We start from the raw sequence: 15,056 nt of genomic DNA on the forward strand, positions 1-15,056 counted from the left end.
AGGAAGCGGCATCAAACCCGGGACGGTTCAGCTCGCCTAGGGTGGAGCGCGACCCCCAACCCCAGCCAGATGGCCCCTAGACCCCCAAATCGGTCCACTGATACCGGCGTGCTTCACCCGGCTGCAGATTCGGCGGTGCCGGCTGGCCGCGGCAGCCCTGTCTGCACATCCAGACTGTGTACTAGTTAACTGCGGAGGCGAAGTGTGTCAGCCGTTACCCCTACAGCGAACCGCTCTGCGTCGCGCAGACTCTAGGCTCAATGTGTGCCGCATACATCGATCGACACCCATTGTGCGCGCTGTCTGCAGACAGCCCCGCCGGTGGGCCATCCTGCTGAGCAGTTGTGGACACCACTGGTCATTAACTCGCGGTGGGCCTTCGTCATTGAATGCCCTCAGTGCCAAGAGGATTCGTAGAGTACTCTGGGAAGCCGTCCAAGGTTCGACGCCATCAGGGTCTGCTGCAAGATCAGATGGAGGGCAAATACCTGCCGACTGTGCCCTTCTGACGTGGCGCCCGCCGGATCGCGGCCAGTCCTCCGGCTGGGTCGGCCGCGCCCCAGTCCCTCGCAAATCAGCCATCCTCTCAATCCAAACTACGTAGATCACTTCATGTTTCGGACTTATAGTGAGGAATCCCGAGTCATGGTAAGCCGATTGACAAGTCGGCGCGATCCACTCAACTTCGACCACCAACCAGCACTGAACCGGGACATGATCGCCCACCTAGGCACCGGCGCGTTCCTGACCAAGGCCTCCAACGTCGTACTCCTCGGGCCACCTGGGACCGGCAAAACCCACCTCGCCATCGGACTGGCGGTCAAGGCCGCTCAAACCGGGCATCGCATCGCGTTCGCCACCGCCGTGGACTGGGTCGCCCGTCTCAAGGCCGCCCACAACGCCGGCAGGCTTCCCGCCGAGCTGGCCAAGCTGCGCCGCATCGGGCTGCTCGTCGTCGACGAAGTCGGCTATATCCCATTCGAGCAAGATGCGGCGAACCTGTTCTTCCAGCTGGTCTCCAGCCGCTACGAACATGCCTCATTGATCCTGACTTCCAACCTGCCTTTCGCCCGCTGGGGCGACGTGTTCGGCGATCAAGTCGTGGCCGCGGCGATGATCGACCGCATCGTCCACCACGCCGACGTCCTGACCCTCAAAGGCTCCAGCTACCGGCTCAAGGACACCGGAATCGACACCCTGCCCTCCGCCAGAGCCGACAACACGGCACAATAACCACGACCACGTGGCCTACTTTTCACCGTCGCTTCTGGCCTGGGTTTGGACCGTCGTCAACACCGGTACATCCTCAGATATCCGAACAGATAGGCGCGGTGGCGCGCGTGGCGTTCGAGTTCTCGCGGATGGTCAAGATCGTTGTCGTCGCCCTGACTATTTAGTGCCCATGCCCCCATAGGATCCCCCTCCATGGTGAGTCGGGCAAACACATGTCAACCCGGCCCGGCTCAACTGTTAACGGACTTCACGGACGATACAGGGGGTTGCGCAACTTGGTGCTGGAAATTTGCCAGGTTTGCGTGATTTTTACAAGCGAGCTGGAGTTTTGCAAACCGCCCGCATTGCTTCGGAATGCGCTACGCGCCCACGAGTGCGCGCCGGGACGTCGACGATGGCATTGAATGGCCGCAACGGCAGCACCGGCGGCGGCACATTCTCGTTCACGAGATGCTTTTTATTGCAAGCAGTTCCCGCGCCGGTCGGCGTCGATGCTTAATGCGTCATTGGACCGACCACGGTCAGCGCTGCAGTGCCGTTCGGGGGACGTGCTTGAGCCCACCGTCCAGATTGGGCATATCGACGTACTCTGGCCGTGACCAGTTGGCTTCGTTCGAGTGGGGCAGAACGTGCTCCTCGACGTTGCCGGCCGGATCGCGGTTGGGTGACAATCCCACTCGATCGAGCACCGAATAAGCTGCCTCGGCGACGCGCTGTGTGGGATTCTCGGGCGCCGGCAGCGACAACCACAGCTGGGTGCGCCCGCGCTCCAGAATCAGCTGACATGCGCTGTCACCGCCATAGAATCCTTCACGGGCGAAGCCGTCTGTCATCGCGGCGTCCCGGGTGAGGTAAATCCGAGCGTGCAACGGGCCACTGCACCACTCTGGCGGACAAGGATGGATCAAGGCGTCCAGCCACGAATCTATGTACACAGCGAATGCGCTGGTTACTACGCCCTTCGCCCACTCCTCGACTTCGCTCACGCGGAAATCGGCGACGTAAACAGTGGGGTCGGATCGCTGCGGGGCGGGCAATCGAAGCGGAAACGCCGAACCGTCGACCTTCACAGCACTCAATACTCCGGCAAGGACATCCAGATCTGAGGGATGATCGGCGTAGGCGATCTGTTCAGCGAGGACACGATGGACACCGAATTCGACCGCGCCCCTGTACACATTCGCTGGGCCCGTACCATCGAAGGAGCCCGGTACTGCATGGTCGATCCCCACCCAGGTGCCAGATCGCCCGTCGTGCGCAAGCATCAGCGGCACACGAGTATGCGATCGATCCGAGAACGCATCTAGAGGCAAGGCGGACATGGCTAAGATGTCGGCCTCGACTCGGCCGGTGATCAACCGATCAACCCGAAACTCGTTATCGTCAATAAACTGTGCGATGTCAGCCACGTTGACCACAAGAACGCGGCCGGCCTGATCGTCGGCGGGAGGGTCTGCTGCACGATCAGGTGACAGTTGCGGTCACGCAGCCTGACTGGCCGGTGTGGTCATACTCGCTTCGTATTCGATCGGGGTCAAGCGCCCGAGGCCGGCCTGGCGTCGGCGTCGGTGGTAGGTCCGTTCGATCCAGGTGACGATGGCGATCCTCAACTCCTCGCGGGTGGCCCAGCGGCGGCGATCGAGCACGTTCTTCTGTAGGAGGCTGAAGAAGCTCTCCATGGCCGCATTGTCGCCGGCGGCACCGACGCGGCCCATCGAGCCGACCATGTCGTAACGACCCAAGGCGTGAACGAACTTTCGGCTTCGAAATTGACTGCCGCGGTCGCTGTGCAGAATGCAACCGGCCACTCCACCTCGTCGTGCAACCGCACTACTGAGCGCGGTCGTGGCCAACCGGGATTTCATCCGGGAGTCGATCGAGTATCCGACAATGCGGTTGGAGAACACGTCCTTGATTGCGCACAGGTAGAGCTTGCCTTCGCCGGTCCGGTGTTCGGTGATATCGCTGAGCCACAACTGATTTGGTGCATCTGCTGTGAAGTCGCGCTCGACGAGATCGTCGTGCACCGGCGGCCCGACTTTGCCGTTCTTGCCGCGCTTCTTGCCGAACACGCTCCACAACCGATTCTGCGAGCAGATGCGCCAAGCGGTCCGCTCGGCCATCGGCTCACCAGCATCGCGGGCCTCTTCGACCAGGTAGCGATACCCGAACTCCGGATCGTCGCGGTGGGCGTCGAACAGGGCGTTGGCGCGGTAGGCCTCGACGAGTTCGGCGTCAGTGATCGGCTGGTCCAGCCAGCGGTAATAGGGCTGGCGGGCGAGCTTAAGTACCCGGCACGTCACCGCGACGGGAATCCCGTCGGCGGCGAGCTCCTTCACGAGCGGGTAGACCCTTTTCCCGGCAGATTGGCCTGCGACAAATACGCGGTCGCCCGGCGCAGGACCTCGTTTTCCTGCTCCAACAACTTGATCCGCCGCCGCGCATCCCGCAGCTCCGCAGACTCGCCGGTGCTCTTCCCGGGCTTGGTGCCCTCATCGATATCGGCTTGGCGAATCCACTTGTGCAGCGTCATCGGGTGCACACCGAAATCAGTAGCGATCTGCTCGATCGTCACACCGTCATCGCGGTTACGAGCGACCCGCACAACATCGTCACGGAACTCTCGGGGGTAGGGCCTGGGCACAAGGACATCCTTCCAGCTCACCCGTCCCGGGCAAGCCAACTCAGATGTCACCTATTCGTGCAGCAGACCCCTTTGGGGAGAGCACAAAGTACGGACCGACTAGCGACATACTTTTACCGGCGGATCAGGTGACGCTGCCCGACGGCGGCAGAATCAAACTGCACGTGGACCCCGTCAAGGGTGGTGACATCAACTTCCCGACCCCACCGCCGCCTGCGGAGCCGGCCGAGGCTGCTACGCAGGCCGCGGAGGTACCCGAATCAGGTTCGGCCGCGTCAGCTACGCCGAAAGCACCAGTGCTGGAGCCCGCCGCACCGAAACCGCCGGTGGCCGAGGCGCCGGTGGTGGAGGGCCTGCCGGTCCTCGGCGAGGGTGGCCCCGGTGCATTATTGGGGCCGGAACTGGTGCACCTGCCCGGCAGTATCGACCATCCGTTCCCCATCCTGGGCGAAGGCGATCTGTCGGAGAGTATCCGTGACTTCGAGGGTCACGGATAAGGAGCCGCATCAATGCACACCACCAACCAATTCGTCCACAACACCGCACCCGGCACGAACAGGAGGTTCTAGGGTCGTGACCATGAACACCGATACACCACCAGACTGCGCGGGCAAACTGCGCGAAGAACTGCTGTACGACGGACTGTCCGACTGGGTCAGTCTGGCCGACGCGGATTCGATGGCGACGAAGTACTGTCCCGACGTCCCCCAGGCGCAACGGCAAGAGCTGGTCCTTAGCACCCTGTACACCCTGGTCGCCGAAGGCTTGTTTCTCCTGGGGCATCGGGATACCCCAGATGATCGGTTCGCCGCATTCGCCGAACCTCTCGACGAGTCCATGGCCAAGATTCGTCATATTTACGTCGGCTACTACGACACCCCTATCGAGTGGGCGTTCTGGATTTGGCTCCAGATCACCGACAAGGGCACCGCAGCAGCTACCGAGACCGACCGCGGCCGCGAAATCGCCCGCAGCGTCGAAGAGGACATGCGCCGCCTCGCCGCACAGCGAGAACAGCAGTGACATTCGGTGCGCCCTGAAGAGGCGGCATCCTGGATGGATAGGGACGGATGACCGACTCGTTGGTAAGCAATGGTGCGGGTGATTTTCGTGTGCTGACTGGGTTTCCGAAGCCATGACGCGCACAGACGATTTCGATACATCGATGAGGTTGAGACAGTTCTTCGGAGCGTACTTTCACGAGGACTGGTCACTCGATGCAAACGACAGCCAGGAGGTCGTGGAAGATTACTTGGCGGAAAACAAGGTGTCACCCGAGCAAGCGGCCAAGCTCGCGGCAAAAATCGATCAGATCGTCGCGACACACCCGGAATCGGAGTTGAAGCGAGCGCTATTCGATACCTGGCACTCTTACTACGTCGCCATTGCGCCAGAAACATACGCCTCGTGGCTAGCGGGGATAGCTGCCCGCTTCCGACAAGTGACATAACGATATCGGTCGGCCCTCCAGTTACGACCTAGCGCAGAGGCCGATGGGACGCCTGCGGAGGCCGCGGCCGCTAAGCCTTCTGGGCAGGCAGCGCCAAAGCGCTGGTGGTGGAGGGCCTGCCGCTCATCGGGATCGGCGCGCAGACATGACCGCGGCAGAATTTGCGCAGGGCATCGACAGCTAGGGGAGCACGGTGTTAAAAATGGCCCAGGGTAGCCACCGCCGCGATTGAGATTTGCGAAAGAGAAGTAGCAAGATAATGTCAGTCAAGCTACAGCGCGCCGAATCAAATGACGCCATTATAAACAGATTGAAGACTGTATACGATGGCGCAGGGCAGCTATTCTCTACACGTGGTGTCAAAATCGTTGATAGGGCGATCAGCAAGGGGACCATTCGCGGGCACATTGGCATGCAGTTGCTCTTTGAGCCAGCGATGTTGCTTCGCCTGACCGCTACACCTGACACGGTTTGTGAGCTGGCAGATATAGCCAAGGACGTTCCGTTCGTCGGCAACTACACCGCGTGGAGCCCGGCTCAGTCAACGCTCGCAGCTGCTTATCGCGTGCTCTGCCTGCGCGGGGACGTGCGTGCCAGCGACGTTGAACTGTGGCTGTCCCTGCCGGAAAATGGTGGTATCGCGGGTCCGCCCGTCATCCACGAGGCCATGCAAAACCGCCTCCGCGGTGACCTCTTGGACCACTTCAACCAGGCCTCCTACCAACCGCCCCTCAAGCTACCGCAGTTCTCCTTCATCATCGGCAAGCTCAGGGAGCTGGGCGTGATGTGGGCATTTGGCGGCTCAGAGGTCTGGAATCGCCCCCGGATCGATCAGGAAATTGCAGGTGTACATCAGCAGTTAGCGGACTTTCTCGTCTAGCTTGTCGGGGCGTAGTCGGCACCCCGCCGCGTAGAAGCCAACATGCGGCGGCCACAAGGCGTCCACGCACGCTCCAGAGTCCAACTGGATCGCAGCGTTGCCGGCTCAGCGGACGCACAGTTCGTGCAGGTTCACCCGTCACGGAAGACCCTGGTGTCGATGGGCGACTGCGGGATGCGCTTCGACTGAAAGGGTGACGGATGGTCGATGAGTTGGCCGGTCAGGTCACGCTCGCAAGTCAGAGTGAGACAGAGGGTGGATTGCGCGACATCAGGTGAAGTCGACCGTTGTCCTCGCGTCCATACACCTGTGCACCGGCCAGTGCAGGTGCGCCGAAGGGAACCGCGGGTCAAGTCCAGGGACGTGGTGTACGACGTCGTCGTGTGATTCTTCGATGTGATGGTTCAGGCGGGTAGTGCCGCGGGGGTGGCCTCCTGTTCTGCCGGGGTGTTGTTGACGGTGCGTGATTTGCTCAGGACGTCCAGGCCCAGGTAGCGCCGGGACTCGGCCCATTCGTCGTGTTGTTCGGCCAGTACGGCGCCGACGAGACGGATGAGGGCGTCGCGGTCGGGGAAGATGCCCACGACGTCGGTGCGTCGGCGGATCTCCTTGTTGAGTCGCTCTTGGGGGTTGTTGGACCAGATTTGGCGCCAGATCTGTTTGGGGAACGCGGTGAATGCCAGCAGATCCGGTCGGGCCGCTTCGAGGTGGTCGGCGACCTTGGGAAGTTTGTCGGTCAGTGCGTCGATGATCCGGTCATATTGGGCGGCAACCGATTCGGAGTCGGGTTGGTCGAACACTGAGTGCAGCAGGGTGCGCACCCACGGTCACGAGGCTTTCGGGGTGACGGCCATCAGGTTGGTGGTGTAGTGGGTGCGGCAGCGCTGCCACGTTGCGCCGGGCAGGGTGGCACCGATCGCGGCCACCAGGCCGGCGTGAGCGTCACTGGTGACGAGCTTGACCCCGGACAGGCCGCGGGCGGTCAGCGACCGCCAAAACGTCAACCAGCCGGCCCCGTCCTCGGCGGTGGTGACGTCGACACCGAGAATCTCCCGATAGCCCTCGGCGTTCACCCCGACCGCGATCAGCGCGTGCACGTTGACCACCCGACCACTCTCGCGGACCTTGAGCACCAGCGCGTCGGCGGCGATGAACGTATACGGGCCGGCGTCTAGGGGCCGCGTGCGAAACGCCTCGACGGCGGTGTCGAGTTCCTTGGCCATGACACTGACCTGGGACTTCGACAGGCTGGTGATGCCCAACGTTTCGACGAGTTTGTCCATCCGCCGTGTCGAGACCCCGAGCAGGTAACAGGTCGCCACCACGGTGGTCAGGGCCCGCTCGGCACGTTTGCGACGCTCCAGCAGCCACTCCGGGAAGTACGAGCCGTGCCGCAGCTTAGGGATCGCGAGATCCAATGTCCCTGCACGGGTATCGAATTCGCGGTGCCTGTAGCCGTTGCGGGAGTTGGTGCGCTGCGCCGAACGCTGGCCGTACTCGGCGCCGCACAGGGCATCGGCCTCAGCACCCATCAGGGTGTGGATGAACGTGGCGAGCAACTCGCGCAGCACATCGGGGTGGGTGGTGGTGAGTCGTTCGGCCAGCACGGTGGGCAGGTCGATATTCTGGGCAGCGGTCATCGCGTGTGTTCCTTCTTTGCTCGAGTGACTTTGGACGGTCCCTCGAAGAATCACGCGATGACCTTCAATCACTCGGCTACGACACGCCGGTACCGCTGATCAGGCCCGACTCGTACACCACTCTGCTGGACGCAACCGAACCGCGAGAGGCTCTGTCCCACAATCAATTCAACCTTATTGCCAACGTTGCCCTGATCCTCAGTTGACCCCTTGATTGGTCGCGAGGCCGCGGCGGGCACCGCTGTCACAAGAAGCTGAACGGGTTGTTCGACGGGCCGGTATCGGGGCGGTTCTTGTCTGTGATGGTGCGCAGGATGTCGGCGATCCCGGGGTCGAGTTCGCTGAGTTCTTCGAGCATTTCGGAGCGACGCTGGTCGACTTCGATGAGCACTCGTGCGACGCGTTGGGCGGCGTTGCGGGCGGCTTGTTGAGCGGTGGCGGTGATCAGGCGTGCGAGCTCGTCGGAGTCGAGGCGCCGGGTGGTGTCGTCGAGTTCGATGTTGAGGACCGCGCCGTTGACGTCCACCCACACGCATACCGAGTCGTCGGGCGAGGTGGCCGAAGTGGCGCCAATGTCGTTAATGGCTTGTTGTGTCTGTGCCAGCAGGGCGGCTTGGCCGTCAACACTGGTGACGTCGATGTAACGGTCCTCGCTCATTCGGGCAGTTTCTCCATGGCTTGGCGGGCGTAGCGGCGTACCGCGGAGTTGGGACTGTTCAGATGCGCCTCGATGCGGGCACGGGCACCTTCGGCTTTCATGGCGATGAGGGCTTTGATTGCGTAGTAGGCCCATTCGGTGTCCAGATAGGCCAGTGCGATGTCGCGGGCTTCTGGGGTTTTCACCTTGCCCATGTATTCGATGAGGGGCCCTTTCGGCCCGTCAGCCGGCAGGGCCGCCAGCACGGCAGCGATCTGAGGGAACTCTCGTTTGGTCGCGACTTTGGCCAGGGCGTGGGCAGCGTAGTCGGGCACACCAATTTTTGGTCGGGGCTGTCGCTTCAGCTGGTCGATGAGCGCATTGACAACTTGCGGGTTGCCGCGCGCGGCGGCATCGTTGAGGTTGCGGATCAGATTGCCGCGGATGGCTTCCCGGTGCGGTGTTTCTGGGCCGGGGATGCGCTCTTCCAAGTGCGTCAGCCAGTCCAGGAAGATCGGGATGCCTTGCGGAATCGACCGGACCTTGGTCAAGTCGTTGACGGTGTAGCACGGCACGCCGACGGCGGCGAGGTCCTCCATGAGGCGGCGGACGAAGCCGTTTTCACCGTCGTGACACCACGCCGGCAGGTTGTCCATCCAGTCTTTGCCCTCGGGCATCCCGGGGTAGCTAATGCGCGGTGTGCCGGTGTCCGCCGATCCGGATGACGGCTGGTTAGCAGTGCGTGGGGACGGTGTTTTGCGCGCCAGGTCGGCGCTGGTCGATTCGATTGCTCCGATGGCGTTTCGCAGCTGCGCGAGCGCCTGGGCCCTGCTGTGGGATGGGGGAACACTCATCGCGCGCCACCGTTGTCCGCGGTGTGGTTAGTGGTCGTCATTGTCGTCAAGTTCCTTGCGTACCAACTGAATCTGACCGGAGTCGATCATTTGTTGGATCTGAGGGTCATTGATCTGGGTGCGGTGATCGACAACGAGGGTCATCGTGTATCCGCGCTCTTTGGCGTACTCGGCTTCGGCGCGGATCTGCTCGCTGTAGGGCCGGACTTCATTGGTGTTTTTCACTTCGACAACGTTGTGGTTGTTGTCGTCGATCAAGTCTGGGACGACCTCGACGTTGTGTCCGTCGAGGGTGACGTTCACCTTCTGCTTGGGCGTCCCGTCGGGGATGCCGGCGCGACGCTCGCCTTCCTTGCCGGCTTCGGAGTTGTCGCTCTCGTCGCGATTGCGCACCGGGTGGGTTTGACGGGGGCTACGGTCCAGGATTGATGACAGCAGTTGTGCGCTGCTGGTGGCGGTGGTGTAGATGCCGGTGTTGGATTTCGCGGCCGTGTCGACGGTGTCGTTGATGCCGTCGATCAGTGCGTCCATGGCGCGCGCGTAGGCGACCTTGTTGACTTCGATCATCTTGTCGATGCCGGCCCGCAAGATCTTGCCCCAGGGCGAGGCGTAGGTCGTGGCCTTCTGGAGCTCGTAGAAGATGATGACGGCACTCAATACCTTCAGCGAGGTGCGGCCGGTGCTTTTATCGATGTCGGCGACACGATGCACCTCAGCGCACGCCGCGCCCAACGCCGTCGCGGTGTCACCGGAGGCATTGAGTGCTGAGCACACGTGGGCGACCTCGTCCATAATTCCGCTGACCTCGGGGCTTTCGTCCTGAGCAGCGGTAGTGAACACGCCGGTGATCTCGGTCCACAGGGTCTCTGCGGCCGTTTTGCGTTCGGCGCCAAAGGACGTGAAATTCGTGCCCGCGGTGCCGATCAAACCCTCTTTGCAGTCGGCCCACTCGCGTTGCACGTAGTCCGCGATCAGGTCCCAATGCTCGGGTTTTTCGTGCGTCCCGCCGACGGCATGCTTGGTCGGGTGCAGGTTGGTGCTCAAGGTGGAGCCCTGCGGTGGCGGCGGCGTGGGTTGCTCGCCGTTGCCGCCGGACTCGTTTTCTGCGTGCGCCCAGTTCAGCCCGGCTTGGTGTACCTGGTAGCCGAGTTCACGTGCGGCGATGGAGGTCGTGGAGCCGAGCTCGAAAACATCGGAGGCCGACTGGTCGTAACTCTGCGCCCACACCGGTCCGCCCGTGGTGTACGTGCCCGCTGACTGGGCGACGTCGAGTTTGTTGTCGAGTGCCCGCAGGCTCGATTCGATCGACGTGGACGCGGCACACAACGAGTTGGCGACCTGATAGAACTGCTCGGGCGTCACGTGACTCATCGCATCGGCCCCTTACGACCCGAACATATCCAGGTTGGCGCGCAACGCCTCGGCATAGTTGTCACGCGCGGTCGCCACAAAGGTGCGGAAGACGCCCAATTCGGTGAGATATTGGTGGGCTCTGTCCTGCCAGTCCTGATGCAGGTGTGTGAAGGCATCTGCCGCAGATCCCGAATACTGTTCCAGCAGTGCGGAAACCGTTGCCCTCGCAGCATCGAGATGGGTACCGATCTGTTCGATCGAGTCGTCGATCAGGTCCAGGAAGTCACTCATCTCGGCCAGGTCGTACTGAAAGGTCGGCATCGATGCTCACATCTGCTGATCGAGGGCAGTTTGGGACTGCTGATCGCGGTCGCGATACGCCCTGGCGGCGGTATGCAGATCCTCGGCGTGGTCGGCTAGCTGGTCGATATGGGCGCCGAAGGCGTCATGCAGGGTCGACCAGTTGCTGTTGGCGCGGGTGGCAGCGCTACCGGTCCACACTGCGCGCAAGGCGTCTTGGCTATGGGCGATTTTGGTCAGCAGGGCGGCTAACTCTTCATGGGCGTTTTTCAACTGCTGCGCACCGTCGATCAATGCGTCGGGATTGACCCGTAAACTGTTGTCTACCAAAACGCCCCCCGGCGAATCGAGGTGAGAAATGGACTGGCGCGCCACAACAGATCCCGCCGCCCAAACTGACCTTGACCTTCTTCTTCGTGACAGCATACAGCTGGCTGTGCAGGGGTTGGCGCACCAGAATTTGGCCCCGTTCATGCTGGTTATCGCCAATACGGGGGACCGCGGAATGCGATCACTTTCCGCACCGATCCCCGATACCGGCGTCGACACGGTGATCGCCGCGCTGCAAAACAAAGGTGACGTCTCCGACCTGCGGGCCCGTGCCACCGTGCTCGATGTGACAGTGCGCGAGCCCTTCGAAGGGGATGCGGTGAACGTTCGCCTTGAACACCGCGCCGGACCGGCGATCGACATCCTTGTGCCGTATCGCAGTACGCCCGAGGGCATCACTGTCAGTACCGATTCACTCAGCGCATCCCGCGACACGCCGCGGCTCTGGCCTAGTACGGGCAGCTAGAACCTAGACCGGCAGCCCACGGGTCTCAGGGTAGCGCGATGATCATGAACCCGAAACGGGTCAACGGCTCTAGCACCGAACGATCGGTGCTGCCCAACGCCGTGAAAACGGTGCCCCGGTCCTTGCCTGCAGCCACGGCGTACACGTGGGCCGCGGGAAAGTGCGCCATCCGGTCGGCCACATCCACCGACGTCGGCCACGTCAGGATGGTCAATGCCACCGGCGCAGAGCCGGCAGGGGTGTCAATAGCCGCGCAGGACGCACTGTCGCGCGCGCCCAGAAACTGCGGTGCCGAACTCTGCAACACAGACCCCGGCGCACACACCGCAGCAACCCACTGCTCATAATCTCCGGACACCGTTGCTGACGCTGCTCGGCCTGCCTGGCCACCGTGAGCGTTGTCCTCGCCGGCGCGCCAGATCACGGCCCCCACCGCGAGCACTACTACCGCCACAATTGCCGCGACGAGCACCCACACACCCCCACGGCCACGACGAGGCTGAGCCCCGCGCAAAGGTGCTGGCGAAGTCGCGCCGTACTCGAACTGCGGGGCCCCGGTCACACCGTCACTCTAACGGCGGCGGCGCACCGCAAGTCCAGTGGTGGAACCGCCGGCAACGCTTTCAGTGGAGGGCGGTCCGGGAGTGGCTATCAGCAAGACGTCGGCCACTGGGTGTGGAGCCGGCCCCGGACGGTGAACATTTCTCACCTATCGACGCCCCAACCTGCCCTCCCGTGGCGGGGTGAACCGTCCCGGGTTTGATGCCGCTTCCTTCTGTGAGAAGGATGGCGAGTATGGCCAAGCATTACCCGGTCGGGCAGCGCGAGCGTGCGGTGAAGATGGTGCTCGATCATCTCGGTGAGTATCGGTCGGTGTATTCCGCCTGCCAGGCGATCGGTCCGAAGGTCGGGGTTGGTGTGGAGTCGCTGCGTCGGTGGGTGTTGCAGGCCCAGGTCGATGCCACCGAGCGTCCGGGTGTCACGACTGCTGAGGCGCAGCGCATCCGCGAACTCGAGCGTGAAGTTCGGGATCTCAAGGAGGCAAACGAGATTCTGAAGGCGGCCTCGATTTTCTTCGCGCGGGAGCTCGACCCGCGCCACCGCTGATCTGCGGTTTCATCGACCAGATGCGCGCGGCCGGATACCGGGTCGAGTCGACCTGCGCAGTCCTGCGTGAGCAGGGTGTGCAGGTTGCCCCACGGACGTATCGCAACTGGAAGACCGCCGGCCCCTCAGCGCGGAAGCGCTCGGATGCGCAGCTCACAGACGCGCTGCTGGCCACCGTCGGCACTCCCGAGGGCATGTACGGGCGGCGCAAGATGACCGCCTACCTGCGCCGGCAGGGCCACCGCGTCGCCCGATGCACGGTGGACCGGCTGATGCGCGACGAGGGCCTGTCGGGCATCACTCGCGGCCGAAGGCACCGCACCACCATTGCCGACAAGGGTGCCGATCGGCCAGTCGATCTGCTGGACCGCGACTTCAGCGCCGCCGCACCCAACCGCAAGTGGGTCACCGACTTCACCTACGTACCGACCTGGGCGGGGTTTGTGTATGTGGCGTTGGTGATCGACTGCTTCTCCCGGGCGATCGTGGGCTGGCAAGTGTCCAAGGTCAAGGACACCGCCATGGTCACCACTGCGCTGAAGATGGCGTTGTGGCGCCGTGATCATCACGGCCGGCAGGTGTCTGAAGGGTTGATCCACCATAGCGATGCCGGATCGCAGTATACGTCGATCTCTTTCGCGGAAACCCTTGTGCTAGAGGGTATTGCGGCATCGATCGGCAGCGTTGGGGATGCCTACGACAACGCGTTGGCGGAGACCACCATCGGGTTGTTCAAGACCGAGGCCATCAGCACCGGGAGCCCGTTTCGGCCTGGGCCGTTGCGGACCCTCGACGACGTCGAGTACGCGACGATGGAATGGGTCGACTGGTACAACAACCGCCGTCTGCACAGCATCTTGGACTACATCCCACCCGAGGAATACGAGAGCACCTACTACGCTCAACTCCGAGCGTCCGAGCCGGCGATGTCTCAAACATGAAGCCGGCATCAAACTCGGGACGGTTCAGGCTGACGGACGGTGCTATTTGCCCTTGGGTTTGGGGTGGTTTTGGCGAGGGGAGGACTCGGCGGCCGCCGCGCCGTCCCCGATCGGGGGGAGAGCGAACGCCGGTACCGACGCCACTCAACTCAAAGCCCCCGTCAGCGCATACCGCAGGCCCACTAACCGATTCGCGCCCATGCGTGCGAGACAGGATCTGAGTCGCCTCGGTTCTCTAAAAACGAGACACCGCGCTAAGACGCTTTGCTTACTGATCCCAGAAGGGGCGTCGACCTTGAGCGATCCAGGTTTTCCAAGTGGTTTCCCAAGCTTGGGGATCGATGTTTGCCAGGTTGGTGACTGTGAGCTCGGTCAGGTTGGGGGCTGTCAAGACTGGGCGGGTGTCTGAGAGTTTTTTGAGGTCGTCGATGACGAGTTCGGTGAGTTGGGTCAGCGCCGACATGTCGGGCAAATTAGCGACTTCCTTGAGGTGGTACAGCCGAAGTGCGCGCAGCGAGGTGAGGTGCGATATCGGACCGAGGTCGGCGAGTCCGCCAACTTTGAAGAACGCCAACGTTTCCAGCGCGGTGTCGGCAATGGCACTGATATCGGTGATGCTGCCGAGGTTCATCGTGAACGAACGCAGGCTGCTTGGAAGAAAGTCCAAGCCAGGCAGCTTTCGGGCGTAGCCCAAGCTCAGCGTCGTCAGATTCGGCAACGACTTAAGTGCGTCCAAGTCGCGAGTCGGCCCATCGAGCATCAAGTACTCCAACTTGGACAATTCGCTGAGCACTCTCACCGACATCCGCCGTGGAGCGGGATTGTTGATCATGAGCGATGTGCACTCACCTCTTAGGTGGCGTAGTCCATCGAACGATTCTAGGTAGAACATATCGCACGCGAACCGCTTCAGCTTTGGAAATAATCGTAGAAATTCGAGATCTGCGATCTCGCGCTCCACCAAAGGTTTACCACTCCACTCAGCAGGTTTAACCTGCATTACAAATAGCTCTTTGTCTGGATAGTCTGCGAGAAATTCTCCCAGTTGCTTATATTCAGCATCTGAGAGCGGCTCGGTCAGCGAAATTCCAGGAGACTCCGCGGGCAACGGTGCCAGCATTTGACTTGTGAGCGAGGGCCCCACGCGTCGATACCGTTCGTCGTCAGCCGATTTTTCACTGTTCACACGGAACGCCCTTACTCGTTTGGCACCCGGGCAGG

At 62.2% G+C, this 15,056-nt stretch carries 15 protein-coding genes and 2 pseudogenes; 7 read left to right on the forward strand and 10 right to left on the reverse strand.

What is annotated here, in order from left to right; translation table 11 throughout:
- Positions 1 to 621: 621 nt before the first annotated feature.
- Positions 622 to 1,233: pseudogene (gene istB, locus QN239_RS32175) on the forward strand (IS21-like element helper ATPase IstB); the annotation flags it as partial.
- A 521-nt stretch (positions 1,234 to 1,754) separates the two neighbouring features.
- Here the strand turns inward: istB and QN239_RS32180 are convergent.
- Positions 1,755 to 2,642 carry a hypothetical protein gene (locus QN239_RS32180; protein WP_499017273.1) on the reverse strand — a complete coding sequence of 296 codons (888 nt, stop codon included), beginning with the start codon at positions 2,640 to 2,642 and terminating at the stop codon, positions 1,755 to 1,757.
- Positions 2,643 to 2,714: 72 nt separating this feature from the next.
- A protein-coding gene (locus QN239_RS32185; RefSeq protein WP_499008985.1) for an IS3 family transposase occupies positions 2,715 to 3,877 on the reverse strand; the annotation gives its coding sequence in 2 pieces (ribosomal slippage) (positions 2,715 to 3,590 and positions 3,593 to 3,877; 1,161 coding nt in all).
- A gap of 128 nt (positions 3,878 to 4,005) precedes the next feature.
- Here QN239_RS32185 and QN239_RS32190 point away from each other — a divergent pair.
- The 4 genes from QN239_RS32190 (at position 4,006) to QN239_RS32205 (ending at position 6,207) form a co-directional block, all read left to right on the forward strand.
- A complete protein-coding gene (locus tag QN239_RS32190) occupies positions 4,006 to 4,374 on the forward strand; it encodes a hypothetical protein (RefSeq protein WP_499017275.1) in 369 nt (122 codons plus the stop codon).
- A gap of 82 nt (positions 4,375 to 4,456) precedes the next feature.
- Positions 4,457 to 4,900: a hypothetical protein gene (locus QN239_RS32195; RefSeq protein WP_499017276.1), complete on the forward strand. Its 444-nt coding sequence runs from the start codon at positions 4,457 to 4,459 to the stop codon at positions 4,898 to 4,900.
- Positions 4,901 to 5,012: 112 nt separating this feature from the next.
- A complete protein-coding gene (locus QN239_RS32200; RefSeq protein ID WP_499017277.1) occupies positions 5,013 to 5,327 on the forward strand; it encodes a contact-dependent growth inhibition system immunity protein in 315 nt (104 codons plus the stop codon).
- A gap of 259 nt (positions 5,328 to 5,586) precedes the next feature.
- Positions 5,587 to 6,207 carry a hypothetical protein gene (locus QN239_RS32205; protein ID WP_499017278.1) on the forward strand — a complete coding sequence of 207 codons (621 nt, stop codon included), beginning with the start codon at positions 5,587 to 5,589 and terminating at the stop codon, positions 6,205 to 6,207.
- A 404-nt stretch (positions 6,208 to 6,611) separates the two neighbouring features.
- Here the strand turns inward: QN239_RS32205 and QN239_RS32210 are convergent.
- From QN239_RS32210 to QN239_RS32235, 6 genes and pseudogenes are all read right to left on the reverse strand, one after another.
- Positions 6,612 to 7,847 (reverse strand): annotated as a pseudogene (locus QN239_RS32210) (IS256 family transposase).
- Positions 7,848 to 8,091: 244 nt separating this feature from the next.
- Positions 8,092 to 8,505, reverse strand: a complete 414-nt coding sequence (locus tag QN239_RS32215; RefSeq protein ID WP_499017279.1) for a YbaB/EbfC family nucleoid-associated protein — start codon at positions 8,503 to 8,505, stop codon at positions 8,092 to 8,094.
- Entirely contained in the window at positions 8,502 to 9,338 is an 837-nt protein-coding gene (locus QN239_RS32220; RefSeq protein ID WP_499017280.1) for a HEAT repeat domain-containing protein, read from the reverse strand. Before QN239_RS32220 ends, QN239_RS32215 begins: the two co-directional genes overlap by 4 nt.
- Before the next feature lie 27 nt (positions 9,339 to 9,365).
- The gene (locus QN239_RS32225; protein WP_499017281.1) at positions 9,366 to 10,709 is read right to left on the reverse strand and encodes a putative toxin; all 1,344 of its coding nucleotides are present in this window, start codon (positions 10,707 to 10,709) and stop codon (positions 9,366 to 9,368) included.
- A 12-nt stretch (positions 10,710 to 10,721) separates the two neighbouring features.
- Positions 10,722 to 11,012 carry a WXG100 family type VII secretion target gene (locus tag QN239_RS32230; protein ID WP_499017282.1) on the reverse strand — a complete coding sequence of 97 codons (291 nt, stop codon included), beginning with the start codon at positions 11,010 to 11,012 and terminating at the stop codon, positions 10,722 to 10,724.
- 6 nt (positions 11,013 to 11,018) lie between these two features.
- A complete protein-coding gene (locus QN239_RS32235; protein ID WP_499017283.1) occupies positions 11,019 to 11,366 on the reverse strand; it encodes a WXG100 family type VII secretion target in 348 nt (115 codons plus the stop codon).
- On the opposite strand from QN239_RS32235, the gene QN239_RS32240 reads away from it, so the two are divergent.
- Positions 11,350 to 11,787: a hypothetical protein gene (locus tag QN239_RS32240; RefSeq protein ID WP_499017284.1), complete on the forward strand. Its 438-nt coding sequence runs from the start codon at positions 11,350 to 11,352 to the stop codon at positions 11,785 to 11,787. The genes QN239_RS32235 and QN239_RS32240 overlap by 17 nt on opposite strands.
- A gap of 25 nt (positions 11,788 to 11,812) precedes the next feature.
- Here the strand turns inward: QN239_RS32240 and QN239_RS32245 are convergent, their stop codons facing one another.
- The gene (locus tag QN239_RS32245; protein ID WP_499017286.1) at positions 11,813 to 12,145 is read right to left on the reverse strand and encodes a hypothetical protein; all 333 of its coding nucleotides are present in this window, start codon (positions 12,143 to 12,145) and stop codon (positions 11,813 to 11,815) included.
- A 437-nt stretch (positions 12,146 to 12,582) separates the two neighbouring features.
- Between QN239_RS32245 and QN239_RS32250 the strand changes: the two genes are divergently transcribed.
- A protein-coding gene (locus QN239_RS32250) for an IS3 family transposase (protein WP_499017287.1) occupies positions 12,583 to 13,835 on the forward strand; the annotation gives its coding sequence in 2 pieces (ribosomal slippage) (positions 12,583 to 12,856 and positions 12,856 to 13,835; 1,254 coding nt in all).
- A gap of 268 nt (positions 13,836 to 14,103) precedes the next feature.
- Here QN239_RS32250 and QN239_RS32255 read toward each other — a convergent pair.
- Positions 14,104 to 15,021: a leucine-rich repeat domain-containing protein gene (locus QN239_RS32255; protein WP_499017288.1), complete on the reverse strand. Its 918-nt coding sequence runs from the start codon at positions 15,019 to 15,021 to the stop codon at positions 14,104 to 14,106.
- Positions 15,022 to 15,056: the final 35 nt, after the last annotated feature.

The organism is Mycolicibacterium sp. Y3, assembly GCF_051188035.1.
Lineage (GTDB): Bacteria > Actinomycetota > Actinomycetes > Mycobacteriales > Mycobacteriaceae > Mycobacterium > Mycobacterium fluoranthenivorans.